A 20,176-nucleotide genomic window follows, 5' to 3' on the forward strand; every position below is an offset into this window, starting at 1 on the left:
GTTATGCAAGTTGATGATATTAGAGTTTTTATTCCCTGTAAAAGCTATGAACAATCTCAGCGCTTTTATAAAGCGCTTGGATTTAAGATTGAAGATGCTTCAAATGATTTATGTGTGTGTACCTTTGGCGAATGTACGTTCTTTTTACAGCGTTATTATAATAAAACGTTTGCTGAAAACTTAATGCTGCAACTTTGTGTGTTAAATATAGATGAAGCATACGAACTCATTAGTAACCTAAACGGTTTTGACATCCGCTTTGAGGGTATAAAACAAGAATCTTGGGGTAGCGTTATTTACTTATGGGGACCATCGGGTGAGCTTTGGCACGTAACTGAATTAAATTAAAAATAAAAAGGAATAAATATGAAATTTAATAAATATATAATCATTTTGATGGCGGCCTTACTTGCTTCTTGTAGCTCGTTTATGAGTAACAATACAGGTAAAAATACACAATCTAGTAGCTTAATGGATTTTTTATATCCTGATCAACAAAGCCGTGCTACCTATAAACCTGAAATACCTGTTTTAAAACTCCCTGTTACCGTCGGAATTGCATTTGTACCGTCTAAAAACTGGCAGCCAGACGGGTTAGAGACCCAAAACCAAGTCGAATTACTCGAAAAAGTAAAAAAGTCATTTCTTCAATATGATTACATTGACCGCATTGAAGTTATACCAAGCACCTATTTAAAGGGTGGTGAAGGTTTTGCAACACTCGAGCAAGTAGGGCGACTTTACGATGTAGATTTAATCGCACTGGTTTCATATGATCAAATTACGCAATCTTATGAAAATAATGCAGCCTTACTTTATTGGACAATAGTGGGTATGTACGTTATTCCAGGCAATGAAAATACAATCCAAACCTTTGTGGATACAGCTGTTTTTGATATTAAAAGTAGAAAAATGCTATTTAGAGCACCTGGTATAAGTAAGCTTGAAAAAAGAACAACAGCAATAGGTATTGATGAAACGTTATCTGAAAAGTCGGCTGAAGGTTTTAATCTAGCGGTTAGTGATATGAGTACTAATTTAGATGCAGAACTAGCAAGGTTTAAAACACGTGTTAAAGAAGAAAAAATTGCAAAAGTCGAAAATAAAGATGGCTCCAGCAGCGGTGGCTCTTTGAGTATTTATTTACTCGTTTTGTTGTCGTTATTAGTTATGCGTAGCAGAAAAGTTTAAAGCAAAAAATAGCTAAGTACTTTAATAATGCCACCTACTTTGAGCCGGTGGCATTATTTTTTATTCGCTAACTTAGCTTTTTATTAAAAAAGTCAACGGTACGTTGCCATGCAAGCTCAGCATTGTCTTTATCATATCGACCAGTAGAGTCATTATGAAATCCATGATTTGCCCCTTTATACATGTGCATAGTGTACTCAACGTTATTAGCTTTTAAATCTTGTTCGTACTGTGGCCACGATGCGTTTACACGTTTATCCAGCTCACCTAATTGAATCATTAATGGAGCTTTAATATTTTTACGTAAACTTTCACTGGCAGGAGTGCCGTAAAAAGGCACTCCGGCGCTGATTAAATTACTATCTACAGCCGCTAAATAGTTAACAATGTAGCCACCAAAACAAAAACCAACAGCGCCGAGTTTACCGTTACTGTTGGCATGCGATTTTAAAAAGTGCGCTGCGGCTATAAAATCGTTTTGAATTTTAGCGCGGTCCATGGTTTTTTGCATAGCGCGTCCCTCATCATCGTTACCAGGGTAGCCACCCAGTGGAAAGAGCGCATCGGGTGCAAATGCAATAAAACCTACCTTCGCTAAGCGTCTTGCTACATCTTTTACGTATGGGTTTAATCCACGGTTTTCGTGTATCACAAGCACAACAGGAAGTTTACCTTCTATGTTTTTAGGGGTTGCTAAGTAACCTTTGCCTTTACCGTGCCCGTCTGGCGAATCGAATTCTTCGTACGTTGCTTTAATATCATCGTCATTAAACGACACTTGTTCAGCCAGCGCGTAATTAGGTAATAATGCTGATGTAAGTACAGCCATTGAAAAACCAAGTGCAGCAAGCCCCCCGAGTTTTTTCATAAAAGTACGACGGTCCATTAAACCGTGGGCGTATTCGTCATACCAATCAAAGGCTTCTTGAGGAATGTGATCAGAGGGAGATGTATTCATGGCTGTTCCTTAATTTTATTATGTTATTTAAATACCATAACGTATTAGGAATAAAAAACGAGCAATATTTTCTCTCAATTATTAGGACTGTTGCCAAAGCTATCCGTCAAGCAAGGAAAGGAGCACATTCCTTTGTTGTTTGGATATTAAAGAAACCATTTTGATGTGATTTAAATCTTTTACCTCATAAATACTCACTTTTGGATTATTAAGAGTAAGCAACCCATTATATGGACTCACTTTGTCTGCATTACTTGAAAAGATGTAAGTTTGCCTAGCATGAGGGTTCTTATTTAGATTACTTAATATAGCGAGTTTAGTAAGAGGTACTTCACTTTTTTCAATTATCTTAACGGCAACTTCATTTATATAATCATCGCCTAATAGTTTGCTATAAATAGGGTGTGATAAGTTAGCAATTGTGTTTAGTGCGGCCTCAAAATTAATCATTGGGGCATAAAGTATATGCTTACTAATGTTCAGCTTAGATGCCAACTCAACTCCCGCAATTGCGCCCATTGAGTAACTAATTAAGGAGATATCAGTGTAGTTTTCTTTATTTACATAATTGATTAACACATCAAGAGAGTTTAAACCAAATCTAAACTTATCGTATTGATTACTAGCGGGCATCACTATTACATATTTTCCCGTAATATGACTAAGCCATCTTGCTTGCATGGTGTAAATCAAACTGTCTACGCCATATCCCGGAAAGATAATTAAAAGTCCGCTACTTGAATTACTTGGTAAATTATCTGAAGTAAGTTGGTATTCAAAAACATCATCTTCAGTGCTTCCTTCAACAATCAAACTTAACGAAAGTTTATTACCATCGAGTAGGTAGCTTTCGATATCCTTAGGTGAGATAAATCTAAAATCAAGACAATCTACTTCGCTGCTACAATAATGGGTTTGTACTCCAGATAAAGCGATAGAGCTCTCAAATTCTTTAGGGAGAACTTTCTGCGGAGGCTTAGTTATTTGATAAGCAATATAGCTCTGGCACCCGCTTAAAAAAATAACTAAAGAAATAATCAGTATGTATAAGCGCATTAAAGTCCCTTTAATTTTCAAGCTAAAATTTTTTGATTAATTAATGCCTGATAGGCCTTGGTCAATACCCAGCAAAAACTCTAAACCTACAAACGCAAACGATATTGCAACGGCGCCTAATAGCATTAAGTTGCGGTTATTCTTTTTGTAGCCAATTGTGGTTAGTACAGCAAATACAGTAAATAAAATAAGTTGAAGTGTACCCATTATTATTCCTTTTGAGGGTTATATTTATAGAGTTAAATTATCAGTAAGGTAAAGACTTGGCAAATAGGTGAATATCATTTTTAAGCTAAAAATAAAAAGCTCGACATAATATGCCGAGCTTTTTTGGTTGGGATGTTACTTAATTTAGCTGTGAGTAGGCGCTGGTTGGGCATCTACTAGTGGTGGCTTGCCACGCATTTTACGTACTAATCGTTTAGCATCTTCTAGTGCAACATACTGGCACGGTATAAGTATCAGTGTAATTACTGTGGCAAATAACACACCAAAAGCAAGTGATACAGCCATTGGGATAACAATTTTAGCTTGTAAACTCGTTTCAAAAATAATTGGCATTACACCAATAAAGGTAGTGATTGAGGTAAGTAATATCGCTCTAAAGCGACGAGCACCGGCTTGCATTACAGCATCCTTAATCGCAACACCTTCAGCGCGTGCTTTGTTTACAAAATCAACCATAACGAGGGAATCATTTACGACCACACCCGCTACAGCAATAATGCCAAACATCGATAAGCTACTCATGGTCATACCTAAAATCATATGCCCAAACATCGCGCCCACTACACCAAACGGAATAACCGACATTATAATAAGTGGCTGCGAGTAAGAGCGAAGCGGAATGGCTAACAAGGTAAATATAATCATCATTGATATACCAAAATCACGAAGCTGCTCTGAAGCGCTATCCATCTCTTCTTGAATGCGCCCAGCTACATCACTTGTAACGCCAGGGTAGCTCTTAAGTAATGTTGGTAAGTATTCATCACGAATTTCTTCTGCAATCGCAAATGGTTCGGCTTTGTCGGTATTTACCGCAGCCCATACGTTTACAGTGCGTTTAGAGTTTTCTCGGCGAATACGGTTTACACCGTCAACCAGCTTAACTTCGGCTACTTCACTTAGCGGTACTTCAGCGCCTGTAGGTGTAATAATACGCACACTTGCTATGTCACTTATTGAGTTACGTTCGTCTTCTGGATAGCGGATCATGACTTTAATTTCTTCGCCTTCACGCAATATTCGCTGCGCTTCTAAGCCGTAGTAACTAAAGCTAACTTGCGACGCTACATCAGCAAGCGTTAAACCCATGCTGTAAGCGAGTGGTTTTAAATCAAGTTGCACTTCGTCGGTAGCGCTTTGCATTGAATCGTTTACGTCGCCAACGCCTTCCATTGTTTGTAATTTGGCTTTTAATTTACCAGCCACTTCTTTTAGCTCGTCAGCATTTTTGCCTTCAAGTTTAAAGCTAACGTCGCCATCATCTCGACCGCCATTCATTATACTGTCTTGAATGGTCATGGTTTTAATGCCGGGTAGAGCGGGCATTTGCTCACGCCATAATGCACTTAGGGCAAAGGTGTCGATAGGGCGTAAATCAGGCTCTACCAAAATGGCCATAATATTTGCTTCAGTTCGTCCGCGAAGGCTTACCGATAAATCGCGGATCATCGGTTTACCGTATTGCTCTTGTAGTTGCTGATCGACCTGTAACAACACGCTTTCAATTTTACGTGCGGTTTCAAGCGTTGCTTGCTCAGATGAGGCAAGGTTCATTTCTATATCAATACGCGGAAAGTCGTGCGGTATTTTAGGGTTTGGTACAAACTTAACTAAACCACCTGCAAACATACCTGCGCTTACAATAAGTAAACACATAAAGCCAACAATTACGGTATAGCGATAGTGAATACAGCGGCCAACAAAAGGAAGGTAGTAGTTATTCACAAAGCCTTTTAAACCACTATCAATCACCATACGTAAGCGATGTAATAGGTTTTTAGGATTTGGTTTACGTGGGTTCATTGCTGCAATATGGGCAGGTAAAATAAGTTTTGATTCAATGAGTGAAAAAATCAAACATAAAATAATAACGCCACCAATTGCTTTAGAAAAAGCAGCGCCAGGGCCTGTTGCCATTGTTTGCGGTAAAAATGCCGCAATGGTAGTTAATACACCAAAGGTTGCTGGCATCGCAACACGTTTTACACCGCGTACAACGTTATCAAGTGTGTGACCGTATTTTTCTATTTCGGCACTGGCTGATTCGCCCACAACTATGGCGTCATCAACAACAATCCCGAGCACAAGTATAAAGGCAAAAAGAGAGGCTAGGTTAATTGTTACATCTAAAAAGCCAATAGGCATAAACAAAAAGGCGCCCAGAAAAGACACCGGTAAACCCATCATTACCCAAAATGCTAAGCGTAGCGGTAAAAATAGTGCCAGCACTAACATTACTAACAAGCCACCCCAAATCATGTTATCGACCATCATATCGAGTCGACCTTCAAGGTAGTAAGTTAAATCAACAATAGGAGAGAGCTTAACACCTGCTGGTAAAAGCGGCTCTTTAGTTGCCATGTAGCTTTTAAGTACTTTTGCTACATCGGTAATGTCTTGATCTTTTGATGCGTTTACTTCAAACGAGAGTGAATTCTTACCATTGTATTTTGAATATTGTAGACCTTCTTCAAAGCCATCATTAATAGTTGCAACATCGCCTAAATAAATTTGTGCGCCATCAGCAAGGGTAATAAGTGGCAGTTTTTCAAACTCAAAACCACGGTAGGCTTGTTTTTCAACACGCATCGAAATATAACCATTTTCAGAGCGTATTTGTCCCGCCGACATATTTGCCGAAAAGTTTTGCACCGCGCCTGCAATATCTCTAAATGTTAAGCCATATTCGCGCAGTTTATCGGGGCTGACTTCTATACCAATTTCATATTCTAAGCCGCCGTTAAAATTAACAAGGTTAACGTGAGGCAGTGCTTGTAGCTCGTCTTTTATATCGTTGCCAAGCTCTTTTAACTGGTAGTTACTCATGTCGCCGTAAAGCGCGAGTATCATTACCTCTTGCTCAAACTTATCGCGGCGCACAACAGGGCGCTCCATTCCCGCAGGAAAGGTGTTTATTGAATCAACTTGTACTTTAATTTCATCAAGTACTTCTTGTGGATTGTATTGTTCTTCTATTTCAATCCACGCTTGTGAAAAACCACGGTTAGAGTACGTAATTAGGCGTTTAATGCCTTCAATACCTTCGAGGTTTTCTTCAACTTTTATGGTTATGCCTTCTTCAACCTCTTGCGGGGCTGCACCTGGGTAAACTGCTTGTACGCTTATCCAGTTGCTTTCAAACTGTGGGAACATTTGTTTGCGAATGGTCATCGCCATTAAAATACCGCCCACTAATATAAATATCATTAGTAGGTTGGCTGCAACGGGATTTCGGGCAAACCATGCTATTAACCCTGTTTCACGAGTGTTCATGATTATTCCTCTTTCAGCGCAAGTTGAGTTACATCAGTTTTATCAGGCGCAATATCTTCAATTTTTACTGCCATACCTTCAGTTGGGTATTCAAGCGCTGAGGTAACAATTTGCTCGCCATTGTTTAACCCTTGGCTGGCTATAATCATGCCGTTTTGTTCGCGTATAATATTGAGGGTTTTAAACGACAATGTTAAATCGTCATTTAAAATTACAATTTTATTATCTTTAACTAAGTGGTGCGCAACAATAATTGCGTTATCAAGCGGGCGACCTTCAATGGTAGCGTTAATGTACGAACCAAAACGAAGAGGGCGTGTTTTATCGCCATAAGGTGTTGCAAGTTGTGCTACCAAATAGCTCATGCGGCTTGTTTGATCAACCACACCTTCGGTGCGAATTACTTTGGCTTGCCACATTGTTTGTTTACCTGCGTATTCTGCGTTAAATGTAACATTTGAGCCTACGCCACCATTTTTTAAATATTGCAGTTCTTGATCGGCAACCGGTAAACGTACCTCTGCAACTGAGGTTGCGCTTAGTGCGCCAAAACTATTACCTGGGTTTACTACTGACCCCAAGCTAATTGTGCGCTCATTAATAATGGCATCATAAGGGGCTTTAATATAAGTACGCTCAAGATTGCGGCTAGCACGCTTAACACTTGCTTGAGCAGAGCGGTAACGCGCTAATTTTTCGGCCAGCTGTGGTTTTCTTAAATAAAGTTCTGATGCGATAGCGTCGCTTGAGTCTGACTTAATGCGCTCCCACTCAGCTTGAGCGACATGTGCTTGCGCGCGTTCTATTTCAAGTGCTGAGCTTGCTTGTGCTAAACCCGCTTGCGCTTCAATAAAGTCTGCTTCGTAATCATTTGCATCAATTCGTGCTAAAATATCGCCTTGCTTTACAAACGCGCCTTCAACAAATTGATCTGATACCGAAATAACTTGCCCGCTAACTTGTGCTATTAGCTCGGTACGATATTTTGGTTTAACAATGCCGTACGATTTAACATCGAGCGTTATAGAATCTAAAAGTACGCTTTGTGTTGCTACTAAAGGACGTAAATCTTGCTCTGGCTTTTCTTCGGGTGGTTTTTTCATTGCCATAAAGGCGAAAGCTAAAGCAATACCGCCTGCTAAAACAGCGATTGGGAGTATTATTTGTTTTGTAGTAGCCACAAGGCATTCCTTCATAATTGGTGGTGACAGAGCAATAATACGCAATAAAGTGTTTACAAGCTGTTTTAAGATGTAACAAAGCATTACATGTGTGTGTTACAACTCACTATGCGACTAATTAAGTTCCTAAAAAGAAATTAAAGTAAGTGTTTTTTATACCGAGGAAATTATGAAAACCGAATCGATGAATTGCAGGCTAGGCTGCGGCGCATGTTGTATTGCGCCAAGTATTAGTTCGCCTATTCCAGGTATGCCAAATGGTAAAAAAGCCGGAGAGCGTTGTATTCAGCTGGACGAACGTAATTTATGTAAGTTATTTGGTGATGAAAGTCGACCAAAAGTATGTAGCGATTTTAGTGCCACGCTTGATGTGTGCGGGTCTACAAATGCACAAGCCCTAGCGCTTATTACAGAGCTTGAAGAGCTAACTTAATCCTCGTTTTTAATACACATCTATTTACACTTATTTTATTACTGAGTATTTATTTTACGTCATTCAAAGCTGCGCTTTTCACGCGAGCAAGCTCTACGTTTACCGCCAAAGTGTAGGCTTGTGTTTGTTTTGTAGACGTGAAGCTTGCTTACGTGACAGGCAAAGCCTGTAAAACTGATTTATTCACAAAGAGGGGAGGAGGCGCTGCGCTTTTAGAGGAGGAGATTAATTTAAAGTAATAGTTGGCTTTTGTTTTTCTCATTTACTCCTAATTCTTTTCTCTTTGTGTAATATTTTTTCCTAAAAACTGCACTTTTATATAAATAAACACAGCGTTTACAAACCAAAGTATAAATTGAGTTCGTAAACGCTGGCTTTATTTTCTACCAGCTATACGTTGCGCTTAACGTATATTGCTCACCGCGCCCAGGTGTACCTGGTATTTCTTCAAACGACTCATCCCATAAGTTATCTGCCGCTAAGGTGATAAATAAATTACTCAACTGTGGCGGCGTTATTTTAAGCGTTAGCTGGGTAAATAACGCATTGTCATTGCCGTTTCTAAGTGCATTTTTGTGTTGTGTACGCCATTCGTTATCTATTCTAAATTCTAAAATATCAGTTGGGTTGTACACAGCGCCAAGTGTTAAACGGTGATCAGGAAAGTTTAACGCGTAAAAGCTGGCATCAATATCGGCTGCGCCGTAGTTTTCTGATTTATGTAAATAGGTGTAGCTTGCTATAAGCTTTGCTGTATCAAAGTGCTTAGTCGCTAAAAATTCAACCCCTGCAGTATCAATATCTACTGGGTTTGCAAAGCGCGCTGAGGTTGAATCAAAATTAAAGGTCCAATCGGTCAAGTTATTATCTTTTCGATAAAAAATAGCCGAGTTTAACTGCCAGCTTTGTTCTTCAAGTAATAAACCTAGCTCCAAGTTTGATGTGGTTTCGCGCTCAAGGTTGTAGTTACTTCTAAATAACCCGCCAGAGTCGCTGCCGCCAATGGCTGTGTAGCCTGCAACTTGACTCGCCTCTGCGTACGATAAATAAAACGTGCGCTCAAAACCTTTGCTGTTTTGTGTATTAAGCGTTATATCACCAATAAGTGACAGTTCAGAGTCGTCTCTATTTGTATCGTCAAACGCAGCACCTAAACGAAATGTAAGTTGTTTATTATCCTCAAGCGCCATTTTGTATTCAGGCAATACGCTTAATTTATAATACTTACGTGAGGTAAAGTTGTTTTCAAGTGTGGTTGATTCAATCGAGTCATCAATAAATTGTGCAGAGTAATTTATTGCCAGTGCATCGCTTTGTGCATGGCGACCCGAAAGTCCAAACGATTTAACTTCGCTTTTATGAAAAGCTTCAAATGCACTAGGATTTTCGCGCGAGTAAATATAGTGATCGTCATGGGTACGATAATAAGCAGATACTTCAAAGTTGCTGTTATCAGCGTAGTTTTGCTTGTGATTAAGCATCCAAAGACGGGTTTCTAAATCTTCAGTTTCGTTAACGCCAAAAGGGGTGTACAAGTTAGGCCAGCCAAAAAACTTATCTTGTGAGCCAAAAAACAAATCTGTTTGGCTATGCTCGCTTGCTAATTGCACGCGAGCTGAGGCGCGCGAGAAGTCATGATCGCCATTATCAATGGTGCCATCACTTTGCGAATGAGAATACTCACCTTCAAAGCCCAGAGTATAGTTAGCTAAGCTATCAAGTTGTGTGTTTTTAGCAGCGTGAATACTTTGCAGATTAAAGTCGTTTGTACCAGTACCAAGGGATACACTACCGCCAGTAATAATCGGTTTCCAACCAAACGAAACTGTACCTACAGAGCTATTCATACCGTAAAGTGCGTTATCGGCACCGGTTAAAACATCTGGGCCGGTTAGCATTTGCGGTGCAATGGGTATTTCAGCAAAATAATGCCCAGATTGCGGGTCAAGCAGGGTAACGCTTCCTACTCTAAAACCGGTGTTTTCGAAAATACCGCCGCGTATAGTTACATCAGCCTGCGCCTCAGCCATATTACGCGATTGTAAATCAACACGGGGGTCATATTCTAAATTAGAAATAGGCGAGTCGAATGTACCTACTGGCAACTTATTTGCAGTGGGTGAGGCCTCAACCGTTATTTTCTCGATTGCCGACTCATCAGATAGCGTATTAGCATTAGCAAATGCAGTAACGCTGCATAATATTGCAGGTATTATAAGGTGTGGTGTGCGATTCATGTGTTTCTCGTCATTTTTTATTTGTAGCTGCGGTTACAATTAATTTCAAAGCTTATATTTGAGCATGATAAAATAATTAAATGTAACAGCAGTCATTTTGTGCGCGATTGTACATTAATTTGTTAATAACTGCATTTGATAACCATTTACGTAATACCGGCTTTATTAAAAACATGGTCATTCTATCGTATTAAATAGCGCACTCACTGCGTTAAAAGTTATTTATATAGAACAACTATATGTCATAATTTTCGCCTTGTTATTGCGCTATTTTCTTGGCGCTATAATAGAACATTATTTTAATGCAATCGGTATAATTACTTATTAGGTAACATTTATAATGGATACGACACAACAAAATACTATTTACTTTGCTGGTGGCTGCCTGTGGGGCGTACAAGAGTTTTTAAAGCACTTACCAGGCGTAATAAGTACTGAAGCAGGTCGCGCTAATGGTACAAGCAAAACCACTGACGGCGAATACGATGGTTATGCCGAATGCGTAAAGGTCATTTTTGATTTAAAAGTCGTTAGCCTAAATAAGCTGTATGATTACTTTTTTGAAATTATTGACCCATACAGTATTAATAAACAAGGGGATGACGTAGGCCCTAAATACCGCACTGCCATTTATAGCAAAAACCAAAGCCATTTAGATGCAGCAAGCAATTATATAAACAAGCGCAGTGATGCCGATAAAATTGTGGTAGGGGTAGAGCTGCTAACTAACTACGTGCCAAGCGATCCTGAGCATCAAGACCGACTAACTAATCACCCTGATGATTACTGCCATATACCGCTTGAGTTACTGCATAAGTATAAATCGTAAATTTAACACGGTGTTTTTTTGTAGACGTGCAGCTTGCTGACGTGACGAGCGCAGCTCGTAATTTAAGATGGAATATAGCGCTATAAAGTAATTAGAAGCTATCGCTTCTCGCGCAAGCAAGCATAGCGCCTACAGGTAAAGTTTAATCCGGTATTTTGTAGACGTGCAGCTTGCTGACGTGATGAGCGCAGCTCATAATTATTTAAACCTGAAGTCCCAAAAATACATACCCACAAAAAAGCTCACGTACTGTGAGCTTTTTTAAAACTTACTTATAGCTAATTTTAACTTACTGCTGCTTTTGCGGCGGGAAGTTACTTAATATTTCGCTCACTGTTTTATTAATTGATGCTTCACGTTGTTCTGGCGATTGGTTTTTCTTTAATCGGCCTTCTTTTGCGCCGCGCCATACTAGCTGGTTAGATTCACGGTCTACAATATCAATAATCAGTGTGCCCACTTCGTATTCACGCGCGGTTGTGTCACGTTGAAAACCAGTACCCCAATAACCCCAATGCGGGCGGTAGTTTACATTAAATGTATCTACTTCAAGCTCTTTATCTACCGATGCATGATAGTTAACAAGTACATCAGCATTTGCTGCATCAACTAAGCTCATACCTAGTGTTTGGCTCAGTTCTGCGTTAACGGCAGTGCGAACACGTTTTTCCATTAGGCCATTAATTTGGTAATTATTTGTGTCTTTAGTTAGGCTGGCGTTTTCTACCCAAGCAAATGTTTTAAAATTACTAAAGTTGGCTGATTTATCGTAATCCCAATCAGGGGTTTGTGTACAGGCCGTAAGTAGTGCTAGCGCTGCAACAATAAGTATATTTTTCATTACGTTTGCTCCAATAAAATGCATTAATTTAAAATAACACACATAGTTTAAATGTGTATTATTTAAACGTCCTATATTTTAGTTTAGTTGGTTTGCCTTAACGGCCAATTAATTGTGTTCAACTTCAATCCAATCTTTTTCATCTACCCAGTTTTGTGCACCGTCTTTTACCGAGCGAATCGGCACAATGTAGTCACAACTTATTTGCGGCTTAACTGAGGCAAATATAGGAACAAAACCAAAGCTTAGTGCGGTTTCTATAATTGCTTTTTGATTTTGTGGGTCAATGTCGGCCGCTTCATCTATGTAAATAGGTATACGGTATAGGTTTTGTTCCTGATCGCTTAATAAGTAACGAATAAACAACATGCCACACAATAACTTAATCGTAATACGTGTGCCGTTTGAACCTGCAGAATCTATTTTTTCAAAGTGTTCGGTTTCACCTGCGCGGTTAACCACTTCAAAGCGAATATCAAATAAATCGGTAAGTGTTAAGCCCGCTTTATCTGAGGCGAGTTTAATTAAGTGATCTTTCGCTTCGTTTACCGCACTTTCGCTGTACGGTTCTTGGCTAAGTAAATCAAGCGTGTCACCTTGCTCAAACTGATGCGACGTGCTGATAATGGTATCTATACTATCAACCAGCATTTTGCGCGGTATGACGTTAATTTTAAACGCTTGCAGGTTTGAAATACGGTGCTGGCTAATGCCTTTATTAAAGCTATTCATTTCGCGGCGAAGTCGGTCTAAATCTTCTCGCAAGCCTTTAATCGTTGCGGCAACCTCGGTAAGCGCAACACGTGCTTGGCGCTCAACGGCATCGCGTTCGTTATCAATATTATGAAAGGCGCTTATTAGCTTTTGGTATTTAGTAAACTCATCGTTTTCATTGTCGAATTTAGTAATACCCGCGTTATATACATGCAAATAGGTGTTGCGTACGTTTATGTCAAAATTACGCAGCTCTTGGCAGTCTTTATTAAAGTGATGAACAAGGTCGCTTAAGTTATCAAAGTCGACTGTAATATCAATCATGTATGGAGTTACTTTGCCGCTGTATAAATCAAGCGTATGATCAATTCGCTCGCTTTTAACTTGGCGCAGACGCTCAGTTTGGCGATTAATTTGCTCTTGTTTCGACTTAATTAACGAGCGACGATCGGCAATTGAGCCACTATTTTTTTGAATATCTTGCAGGTAGTCGTCAACTTGTTCGCGCTCAGCTAATAACTGCTCTTTTAGCATGGCTTGCGCTTCAACCGACTGCTGCATTACCTCAAACTGCTCTAAGCGTTTTAGGGCGCCCTCGAGGCTCATTAGCTCATCGTATAATTCGTCTTTTTCTTTTTGTTTGTCGGCAACGTTTGCAGCAACATCGCGCTGTTGCTTAAACTCTTTAAGTGAATGCTCAAGTGCGCTTAGCTGAGCGGTTAATTGCTCTTTGTTTTCGCCGCTTTGCATTTGCACAGGCGAGAGCTTTTTAAGTTTAATGCTCGCACCTGGTAGCGTTAATACGCCGCCTTTAACGTTTTCACTTAATAGCGATAAAAATTCCCCAAACGCGTCTTCGTCATCAATGGTTATATCGCCATTAGTGGTGGTTGCAAACGAGAGAATATCTGGGTTCAAAATCCGCGATATTTCTTCCACTTCTTTTAACGATAAGTCTTCGCGCATACGGGTAAACAAATTAAACTCAAGGTTTTTAAGTTGCAGTTTTAAGCTCTTAATTTGTTTTTGTGTTTCGCTAATGCGGTAGTCAAGTGTGTGTAGGCTTTGCCCTTGTGCGCTTGTTATAGAGTGCGAAAGCGATTCGTAATCTTGTTTTAACTGAGTCAGGCTGGTTTTAAGCGTGGCTTTATTTACCAGTTCAAACTCGCTTTTAAGCGCATCGTAATCTAAGAACCACTGCTCAATTTGAGTTTGTCTGCGCTCTATATCACGCGATTGCTGTACGTATAGGCTTTGTTTTTGCTCAAACTCGTGTTTTTCGTGCTCTATATCTTCAAGGGCTATACCCAGCTCATTAAGTTGCGATTCTTGATAGGTATCAAAATCAATCAGTGCTTGGTCAATTTTAGGTGCGTATGCGGCTAATTTACCTTTAAGCACGGTTTGGTTTTCAAGCATTGATTCAAGCGCTGCTATTGGCTCTTGCATTGACTCAAGGGCTTTTAATTCGCGTTTTGAGCGGTTTACTTTATCAAACGAGCGACGCCATACTTCATAAAAGTCGACCTTAGAGTTCGACATATGGCGTTCAAACACGCGTAGCATAAAGCGTTTTACGTCGCTTGCGCCCAATTTATGTAAGTTAAGAATACGTCTAAATATTTCTTTATAAATAGAAGAGTCTTGTACATTATTTAGCGGGATCATTTTTAGGTTAATGTCGCCGTCAAAAGGCGTTGCGCCGCCAGTCAACAGCGCGTTTAACTCTTGTGCTTTAAGCTCAATAGGGTTGTAGTTAAGCGATTTTAAATGGTTGAACAGCTTGGTAAATTTAATAATAGTTTTACCTTGCGTATACTGCTCTAAATCAAGCTTACCTTGATAACAAAAGTACTGATGCGCGTAACCGGCAATTTTACCAAGTCCTGCAACTCCAATTACTACCGAGCCATGAGGCAAGTTAGCTTCTAGTAAAATGTAGGACTGATCGGATGAAAAATAAAACTTACGGGTTTCATCTAAATCGTGTCCGTCCCATTCTGTTAAGCGCAAATCGTTAATAAGCGGAAACTGCAGGGCGTTAATAACCGAGCTTTTACCGGTGTTATTGGGCGCGCAAATAGAGCTGCTTTTATCAAGCGGGATCACACATTTTGCATAGCCTGCGGTGTTAAGTAGGGCGAGTTTGCTTAGTCCGTATAGATTTTTCATTCCTCGTCCTCTGTAATGTAGGTTTCTTCGTTTACTTCCATGAGTGCATCTATGTAGCGGTGAATTGGCGCTTGTAGCATAAAGCCGCCTTCTACTTCACGGGCTAAACCTAAGCGCACCATGCGCAGGTAAACGTCTTTACGCAAATCCGATCCCGAAAATATCTCAAGCTGATCAAACAAATGTTTGTTAATTTGCACCAGCGTTTGCATAAGCTCTAAATCGTTTACGTCGTCAAACAATGCGCGCATTGGATCTTTACCCGTATTGGCGTAGTGCTCAATTAAAATGTAAATGGTGAGTGCGATAGCGCGAGATATTTTGCCCATATTGGGTGTGCTTTCGTCGCTACCAAAATAATAAAAGCCACGGCTATCGTGTTTTAAATCGTTACCTAAAGCGGTAAATAGGGCGGTGTAGTCTTCTATGTGTTGGTCAAGCTCTTGCCACATTACGTTGTCTTGCTCGCAAATGTGATAACCCGCTACTAATTTTTTATTAATGGCTTGTAGATGAGTTAGCTCGTCTAAGTTTATGTGTGTCATGGTTTATTTACCTGCCTTTGGATCTGGCTGAGGCTCTGAATTAAATGGATATAAAGAAAAGTGCTGACCGGCAATTTTTACGCGGGCTTTTTCATCGCTTTGAATTATTTTAATATCGCTGTCGCTGACCAATTTTTGATACAAAAATAGCATTTCGTCGGCATCGAGATCTGGATAGCTTTCGTCTAAAAATTGCAGCAAGGGCTGCGGCTTTTTGCGTTTTTTATTAAAGCGCTTAGCAAAGCTGGTTTTAACATCGTTGTAGTCAGGAATATTAGGCGTAACAAATGCAGGCACGTCTTGCTGGTCAGGCAATTGGTATTCTTCGTGTTCAAATTCAACCAAGCTTGCCATGTAAGCCACAATATGGCGTTGCTGACCAAGCGAATATCGCTGCGCGTCGCTTACAAAATGTGGTTGCACAGCACTTAGCATATTGTCTACGCCATTTTTACGTACAAGCCCAAGTACTTTGGCTGCTTGGCGAGTAATTAAGTTATTACGGCGTAGCTCCTCGCGCAGTGGCATAAGCATATCGGCACTTTTACGTAAGCTTTCTCGGCCCATTAAATGCATTTCGAGTATACGGGTACGTAATTGCTCCAGCATACGTTTGTCGTTATACGCTTTACCTGAGCGCTCAATGTGCAGTATTTGCTTACTTATTTGCTCTTCAATGAGGGTAAAACATGCATGAAACTCACCACGAATATCAACCATTTCAAGCATTGGCTCTATGTATTCGTCAAAGGCTTCTATTACCGCTTTATAACGCTTTTGCAGCGATTGCACTGCATTATTTGATTTGGCTTGTTCAACAATATTTAAAATAGCGTTTTCGTTGTGCGTATAGAGCTTCATTATTTTACGCACCCGATCATCCATAATGCGGCTGTAGCGTCGTAAGTCGTCAAAGTCTTCTATTTCGCCAGCGTTATCTAGGCGGTTACCTAAACGAGCAAGGTCCTCTACTAATACGCTAATTTCTTGCGCTAAACCTAAATGCTCTTCTTGCAGTAAAAAAGTAGCAAAATCAGCAATAGCACGATTTATTTCAAGCTGAGAGGATTTAGCCAGTGGAATTAAAATATCTTGGTTTAACAAACGATTTGTTTCTTTATAAATGCGTTCGTTTGACCACGTAGGCTGCTTTTGCTTAATCGCGTTTTGTACGTCTTTTAGGCTAAAGTCAGCCATTTTAAAACGTTTAAATAATAGCTCTAATACACCCCAATGTTCGGTTATGGTGTTTAGCAGCTTTTTAGCTGGGATCATAAGGGGTTACAACATCCTAGTATTTTATTATTGAGTTCTTTTAGAAGACTCATTATTACGTATTTTTAATTAACCTTGTCTGTATATAGTATTCGTTTTTAAGACCATTTAATAATAGTTTTTGCATAGAGGCAGTGCTAAAATTCGCGCCGAAAATAGGCACATGAAATGGAATGTTATTTGTGTGTTCTTTAAAACTATATCAAAGGTTGTTTAACTACCATGGTTTCCTCGATTATTCTAACCCTGATAGCGATTGCATTTTTACTGATCGTTATAGAAGATATAATCCATGTAAATAAAGCTAAAACCACGCTGTTTTTTGGTACGCTTTGCTGGATTCTTCTTTTTATATACCCCCTACACGGGCAAAGCCCCGATACGATTCAGCATCTTTTAAACGAAAATATTTTAGAAATTGCCTCATTATGGCTATTTTTAATGGCTGCAATGACCTTTGTCGCGTATTTAAATTCAAAGGGGTTTATAGAAAATATTGTGCACCGTGTTATGCCAAAAAGTATTAGCGAAAAAAAGCTCATGTTTTTGGTGGGTGGTTTTGCGTTTTTGTTTTCGTCGATTTCAGACAACGTAACAGCGACGCTTATATCGCTTGCGGTTGTTATGTCGTTAAAGCTTGAACCTAAAAAGCTCGTTAAATACGCCACGCTTATTGTGTTTGGAGTGAACTCAGGTGGGGTATCGCTAATAACAGGTGACGTAACCACACTAATGATATTTTTAGATGGCAAAGTAACCATTGCTCATTTATTACTACTTATAGCGCCAGCACTTGCAAGCGTTATGCTGCTTGCTGCGTTACTGTCTATAGGTATGAAAGGGCGTGTTGAGTTTGCTAGTGCAGGTAAAACCCGCATTGAAAAAACCGACATAACCATTGCTGTTATATTTTTATCTACCGTAGTGAGCACACTTACGTTGAGTGTAATTTACAGCGTACCGCCTTTATTAACCTTTTTGTTTGGCTTATCAGTGATGTTTTTAGTGGCGCAATTTTTAATGCGCAAAAAAGACATAAACAAAGACATAATCGATTTTGTTCGCGATATAGAATACGACACATTATTGTTTTTTGTAGGTGTACTTTTACTTGTTGGCGCACTTAAAGAAATTGGTATGTTGAGTAAATTTACCGACCTATACACGGTAATGGCACCAGAATACGCAAACTACTTAATGGGCATATTATCAGCTGGGGTCGATAACGTACCGCTTACCGCTGCATTATTAAAAGCCAATATAGTAATGAGCCAACAACATTGGTTGTCGTTTACGTATGCAACGGGTGTGGGCGGTTCAATGCTTATTATTGGTTCGGCTGCGGGCATTATTGCCATGAGTAAAGTTAAAGCGCTTACCTTTATGAGCTACTTGCGTTTATCGCTGCATTTATTAATTTGTTACACGGTTGGATATGCGGGCTCGTATTACATGGGCAGTTTTATTTAACTCATAAATTATTAAATGCTTGACAGCTAGACGTCTAAACGATAACTTTCAAAGCCCCGCTACTTAGTGGGGTTTTGTTTTATTAGCCACTGGTTAATAAAGCATTCAGAAGAGGTGCGATACTTAGGTACTTAATGTTAGGCGACGAAAGCCGATGATCATTAAGGAGGGAAGTACTCGCCGAGGAAAATAATGGTACGTCGTCATTGTTTTTCGGTTTATGGGGCTGAATCCCCAAAACTGTCACCAATATAGGTGGAGAGCTTCTGGCAGTGGACTTATCTTCAAGCATTCCTTTGCCAAGTTCTTCTTGTTTTATTGCGGTTTGGATACCGCGAAAGGAGACTAAATGACTACCCAATCAGTGCCACAAACAGTATCAGGCGCAAAATCAGATTACATCGTTGCCAAATTTGGCGGAACCAGTGTTGCAAATTTTGAAGCGATGAGTCGCTGTAGCGAAATTATTGTTGCAGATAAAAGCGTACGTATTGTTGCCGTGAGCGCCAGTGCCGGCGTAACTAATCACTTAGTTGCACTGTGTAAATCAAGCATTACTCCTAGTGAGCGCCAAGAACACATAAACGGCGTGCTTGCTATTCAACAAACTATTTTAGATGAATTATCGCTAGATGCCGATTTAGCGGTTGGCTTTAACGAAACCCTAAAAGCATTTCAAACATTGGCTCAAGAACCACTAACAACCGATCAGCAACACGACGAGCTACTTAGCTTTGGTGAGCGTTTATCGTCGTATTTGTTTGCTCAAGTGCTGCGTTTACAAGGTTTAAATGCCGATCGCTTTGATGTGCGCAAGGTACTTAAAACCGACAGCCAATTTGGTAAAGCAACGCCCAATGTTGCAGCCACAGCGCAAGCTGCTAAAGAGCATTTAATTCCGTTATTAGACGCTCAAGTAATTGTAACTCAGGGATTTATTGGTAGTGACGAATACGGTCACACCACAACGCTAGGACGTGGTGGTTCAGACTACAGCGCTGCATTACTAGCTGAAGCGATTAACGCTAAAAGTGTGCATATTTGGACCGACGTAGTGGGCATTTTTAGCACCGACCCGCGTTTGTGCGCAAAAGCGACGCCTATTGCACGCTTAAGTTTTGACGAAGCCGCTGAAATGGCAACCTTTGGCGCAAAAGTATTACACCCAGCAACTATTTTACCAGCGAGCCGTAGCCACATTAACGTGTTTGTAGGTTCTAGCCGCGAGCCAGAGCGTGGCGGTACGTGGATTGAGCGCGAAAAATCGCAGCAACCAGGTATACGCGCAGTAACGCAACGTAAAAACCAAATATTGCTTACGCTTAAAAGCCCAGAAATGCTACTAGCAAGCGGCTTTTTAGCACGCGTATTTACACTATTAAGTGAATACAATATATCGGTAGATTTGGTAACTACATCAGAAATCAGTGTGGCTATAACGCTTGATAACGCGCAAAACGCCTCGCGCCCAGAGCTTGATCAAGAATGCCTAGATAAGCTTGCAGAGTTTTGCCATGTTTCGGTAGAAAACAACCTAACATTGGTGGCACTTATTGGCTCTGAGATTCAATTACGCCAACACGAAATGAACTTAATGAGTGTGCTAAAAGATTTTAACATTCGATTAATTTGTCACGGTGCAAGTAAGCACAACCTGTGCTTTTTAGTAGAGCAAACTGAGTCAGATAACGTAGTACAGTCTATTCATAGTCGTTTATTAGAAAATGATTTTGCCGCGTAAATAACGGTTATTCAGGAAAATTAACTAGTAAA

16 protein-coding genes and 1 riboswitch are annotated in these 20,176 nt (G+C 40.0%); of the genes, 6 read left to right on the forward strand and 10 right to left on the reverse strand.

Annotated elements, in window-relative coordinates; genetic code table 11:
- Positions 1 to 3: 3 nt before the first annotated feature.
- Together H5161_RS15350 and rhlP are read left to right on the forward strand one after the other, a co-directional pair.
- Positions 4 to 348 (forward strand): lactoylglutathione lyase, encoded by a 345-nt coding sequence (locus H5161_RS15350; RefSeq protein WP_182715803.1) that lies wholly within the window; start codon positions 4 to 6, stop codon positions 346 to 348.
- A gap of 18 nt (positions 349 to 366) precedes the next feature.
- Complete coding sequence (gene rhlP / locus H5161_RS15355) at positions 367 to 1,191, forward strand: rhombotarget lipoprotein (RefSeq protein ID WP_182720065.1); 825 nt, start codon at positions 367 to 369, stop codon at positions 1,189 to 1,191.
- Positions 1,192 to 1,258: 67 nt separating this feature from the next.
- Here the strand turns inward: rhlP and H5161_RS15360 are convergent, their stop codons facing one another.
- The 5 genes from H5161_RS15360 to H5161_RS15380 form a co-directional block, all read right to left on the reverse strand.
- Positions 1,259 to 2,149 (reverse strand): dienelactone hydrolase family protein, encoded by an 891-nt coding sequence (locus H5161_RS15360; protein WP_182715802.1) that lies wholly within the window; start codon positions 2,147 to 2,149, stop codon positions 1,259 to 1,261.
- Between the two features lie 99 nt (positions 2,150 to 2,248).
- Positions 2,249 to 3,205, reverse strand: coding sequence for an alpha/beta hydrolase (locus tag H5161_RS15365; protein ID WP_259398708.1), 957 nt, complete (start codon positions 3,203 to 3,205; stop codon positions 2,249 to 2,251).
- Positions 3,206 to 3,241: 36 nt separating this feature from the next.
- Positions 3,242 to 3,412, reverse strand: a complete 171-nt coding sequence (locus tag H5161_RS15370; RefSeq protein ID WP_182715800.1) for a hypothetical protein — start codon at positions 3,410 to 3,412, stop codon at positions 3,242 to 3,244.
- 144 nt (positions 3,413 to 3,556) lie between these two features.
- Positions 3,557 to 6,706 carry an efflux RND transporter permease subunit gene (locus H5161_RS15375; RefSeq protein WP_182715799.1) on the reverse strand — a complete coding sequence of 1,050 codons (3,150 nt, stop codon included), beginning with the start codon at positions 6,704 to 6,706 and terminating at the stop codon, positions 3,557 to 3,559.
- A gap of 2 nt (positions 6,707 to 6,708) precedes the next feature.
- Positions 6,709 to 7,887, reverse strand: coding sequence for an efflux RND transporter periplasmic adaptor subunit (locus tag H5161_RS15380; protein ID WP_182738327.1), 1,179 nt, complete (start codon positions 7,885 to 7,887; stop codon positions 6,709 to 6,711).
- A 169-nt stretch (positions 7,888 to 8,056) separates the two neighbouring features.
- Between H5161_RS15380 and H5161_RS15385 the strand changes: the two genes are divergently transcribed.
- The gene (locus tag H5161_RS15385; protein WP_007375812.1) at positions 8,057 to 8,320 is read left to right on the forward strand and encodes a YkgJ family cysteine cluster protein; all 264 of its coding nucleotides are present in this window, start codon (positions 8,057 to 8,059) and stop codon (positions 8,318 to 8,320) included.
- Between the two features lie 383 nt (positions 8,321 to 8,703).
- Here H5161_RS15385 and H5161_RS15390 read toward each other — a convergent pair whose 3' ends face one another.
- On the reverse strand, positions 8,704 to 10,557 hold the full coding sequence (locus H5161_RS15390; RefSeq protein WP_182769611.1) for a TonB-dependent siderophore receptor: 1,854 nt from the start codon (positions 10,555 to 10,557) through the stop codon (positions 8,704 to 8,706).
- 340 nt (positions 10,558 to 10,897) lie between these two features.
- Between H5161_RS15390 and H5161_RS15395 the strand changes: the two genes are divergently transcribed.
- Positions 10,898 to 11,386 (forward strand): peptide-methionine (S)-S-oxide reductase, encoded by a 489-nt coding sequence (locus H5161_RS15395; protein WP_182715797.1) that lies wholly within the window; start codon positions 10,898 to 10,900, stop codon positions 11,384 to 11,386.
- A 289-nt stretch (positions 11,387 to 11,675) separates the two neighbouring features.
- Here the strand turns inward: H5161_RS15395 and H5161_RS15400 are convergent, their stop codons facing one another.
- From H5161_RS15400 to H5161_RS15415, 4 genes are all read right to left on the reverse strand, one after another.
- Entirely contained in the window at positions 11,676 to 12,227 is a 552-nt protein-coding gene (locus tag H5161_RS15400; RefSeq protein WP_024595193.1) for a DUF4136 domain-containing protein, read from the reverse strand.
- Between the two features lie 108 nt (positions 12,228 to 12,335).
- Positions 12,336 to 15,113, reverse strand: a complete 2,778-nt coding sequence (locus tag H5161_RS15405; protein WP_182769612.1) for an ATPase — start codon at positions 15,111 to 15,113, stop codon at positions 12,336 to 12,338.
- Positions 15,110 to 15,658: a condensin complex protein MksE gene (locus H5161_RS15410; RefSeq protein WP_024605891.1), complete on the reverse strand. Its 549-nt coding sequence runs from the start codon at positions 15,656 to 15,658 to the stop codon at positions 15,110 to 15,112. The genes H5161_RS15405 and H5161_RS15410 overlap by 4 nt, the downstream gene beginning before the upstream one ends.
- Positions 15,659 to 15,661: 3 nt before the next feature.
- Entirely contained in the window at positions 15,662 to 16,933 is a 1,272-nt protein-coding gene (locus H5161_RS15415) for a hypothetical protein (protein WP_182769613.1), read from the reverse strand.
- 222 nt (positions 16,934 to 17,155) lie between these two features.
- Here H5161_RS15415 and nhaD point away from each other — a divergent pair, with 222 nt between their 5' ends.
- Positions 17,156 to 18,403: a sodium:proton antiporter NhaD gene (nhaD, locus tag H5161_RS15420; protein ID WP_101217585.1), complete on the forward strand. Its 1,248-nt coding sequence runs from the start codon at positions 17,156 to 17,158 to the stop codon at positions 18,401 to 18,403.
- Between the two features lie 101 nt (positions 18,404 to 18,504).
- A riboswitch (Lysine riboswitch) is annotated at positions 18,505 to 18,677 on the forward strand.
- Positions 18,678 to 18,752: 75 nt separating this feature from the next.
- Entirely contained in the window at positions 18,753 to 20,144 is a 1,392-nt protein-coding gene (gene lysC, locus H5161_RS15425) for a lysine-sensitive aspartokinase 3 (RefSeq protein WP_182693750.1), read from the forward strand.
- The last annotated feature ends 32 nt before the right edge of the window (positions 20,145 to 20,176 follow it).

Source organism: Pseudoalteromonas sp. SG43-5, assembly GCF_014164345.1.
Taxonomy (GTDB): Bacteria; Pseudomonadota; Gammaproteobacteria; order Enterobacterales; family Alteromonadaceae; genus Pseudoalteromonas; species Pseudoalteromonas distincta.

What these genes read in the sequence shown, in the direction of transcription:
- H5161_RS15400 (WP_024595193.1), bottom strand. Translation starts at nt 12,227, where the DNA reads ATGAAAAATATACTTATTGTTGCAGCGCTAGCACTACTTACGGCCTGT.
- H5161_RS15395 (WP_182715797.1), top strand. Translation starts at nt 10,898, where the DNA reads ATGGATACGACACAACAAAATACTATTTACTTTGCTGGTGGCTGCCTG.
- nhaD (WP_101217585.1), top strand. Translation starts at nt 17,156, where the DNA reads ATGGTTTCCTCGATTATTCTAACCCTGATAGCGATTGCATTTTTACTG.
- H5161_RS15360 (WP_182715802.1), bottom strand. Translation starts at nt 2,149, where the DNA reads ATGAATACATCTCCCTCTGATCACATTCCTCAAGAAGCCTTTGATTGG.
- H5161_RS15350 (WP_182715803.1), top strand. Translation starts at nt 4, where the DNA reads ATGCAAGTTGATGATATTAGAGTTTTTATTCCCTGTAAAAGCTATGAA.
- H5161_RS15370 (WP_182715800.1), bottom strand. Translation starts at nt 3,412, where the DNA reads ATGGGTACACTTCAACTTATTTTATTTACTGTATTTGCTGTACTAACC.
- H5161_RS15405 (WP_182769612.1), bottom strand. Translation starts at nt 15,113, where the DNA reads ATGAAAAATCTATACGGACTAAGCAAACTCGCCCTACTTAACACCGCA.
- H5161_RS15365 (WP_259398708.1), bottom strand. Translation starts at nt 3,205, where the DNA reads ATGCGCTTATACATACTGATTATTTCTTTAGTTATTTTTTTAAGCGGG.
- H5161_RS15410 (WP_024605891.1), bottom strand. Translation starts at nt 15,658, where the DNA reads ATGACACACATAAACTTAGACGAGCTAACTCATCTACAAGCCATTAAT.
- H5161_RS15385 (WP_007375812.1), top strand. Translation starts at nt 8,057, where the DNA reads ATGAAAACCGAATCGATGAATTGCAGGCTAGGCTGCGGCGCATGTTGT.
- H5161_RS15415 (WP_182769613.1), bottom strand. Translation starts at nt 16,933, where the DNA reads ATGATCCCAGCTAAAAAGCTGCTAAACACCATAACCGAACATTGGGGT.
- lysC (WP_182693750.1), top strand. Translation starts at nt 18,753, where the DNA reads ATGACTACCCAATCAGTGCCACAAACAGTATCAGGCGCAAAATCAGAT.
- rhlP (WP_182720065.1), top strand. Translation starts at nt 367, where the DNA reads ATGAAATTTAATAAATATATAATCATTTTGATGGCGGCCTTACTTGCT.
- H5161_RS15390 (WP_182769611.1), bottom strand. Translation starts at nt 10,557, where the DNA reads ATGAATCGCACACCACACCTTATAATACCTGCAATATTATGCAGCGTT.
- H5161_RS15375 (WP_182715799.1), bottom strand. Translation starts at nt 6,706, where the DNA reads ATGAACACTCGTGAAACAGGGTTAATAGCATGGTTTGCCCGAAATCCC.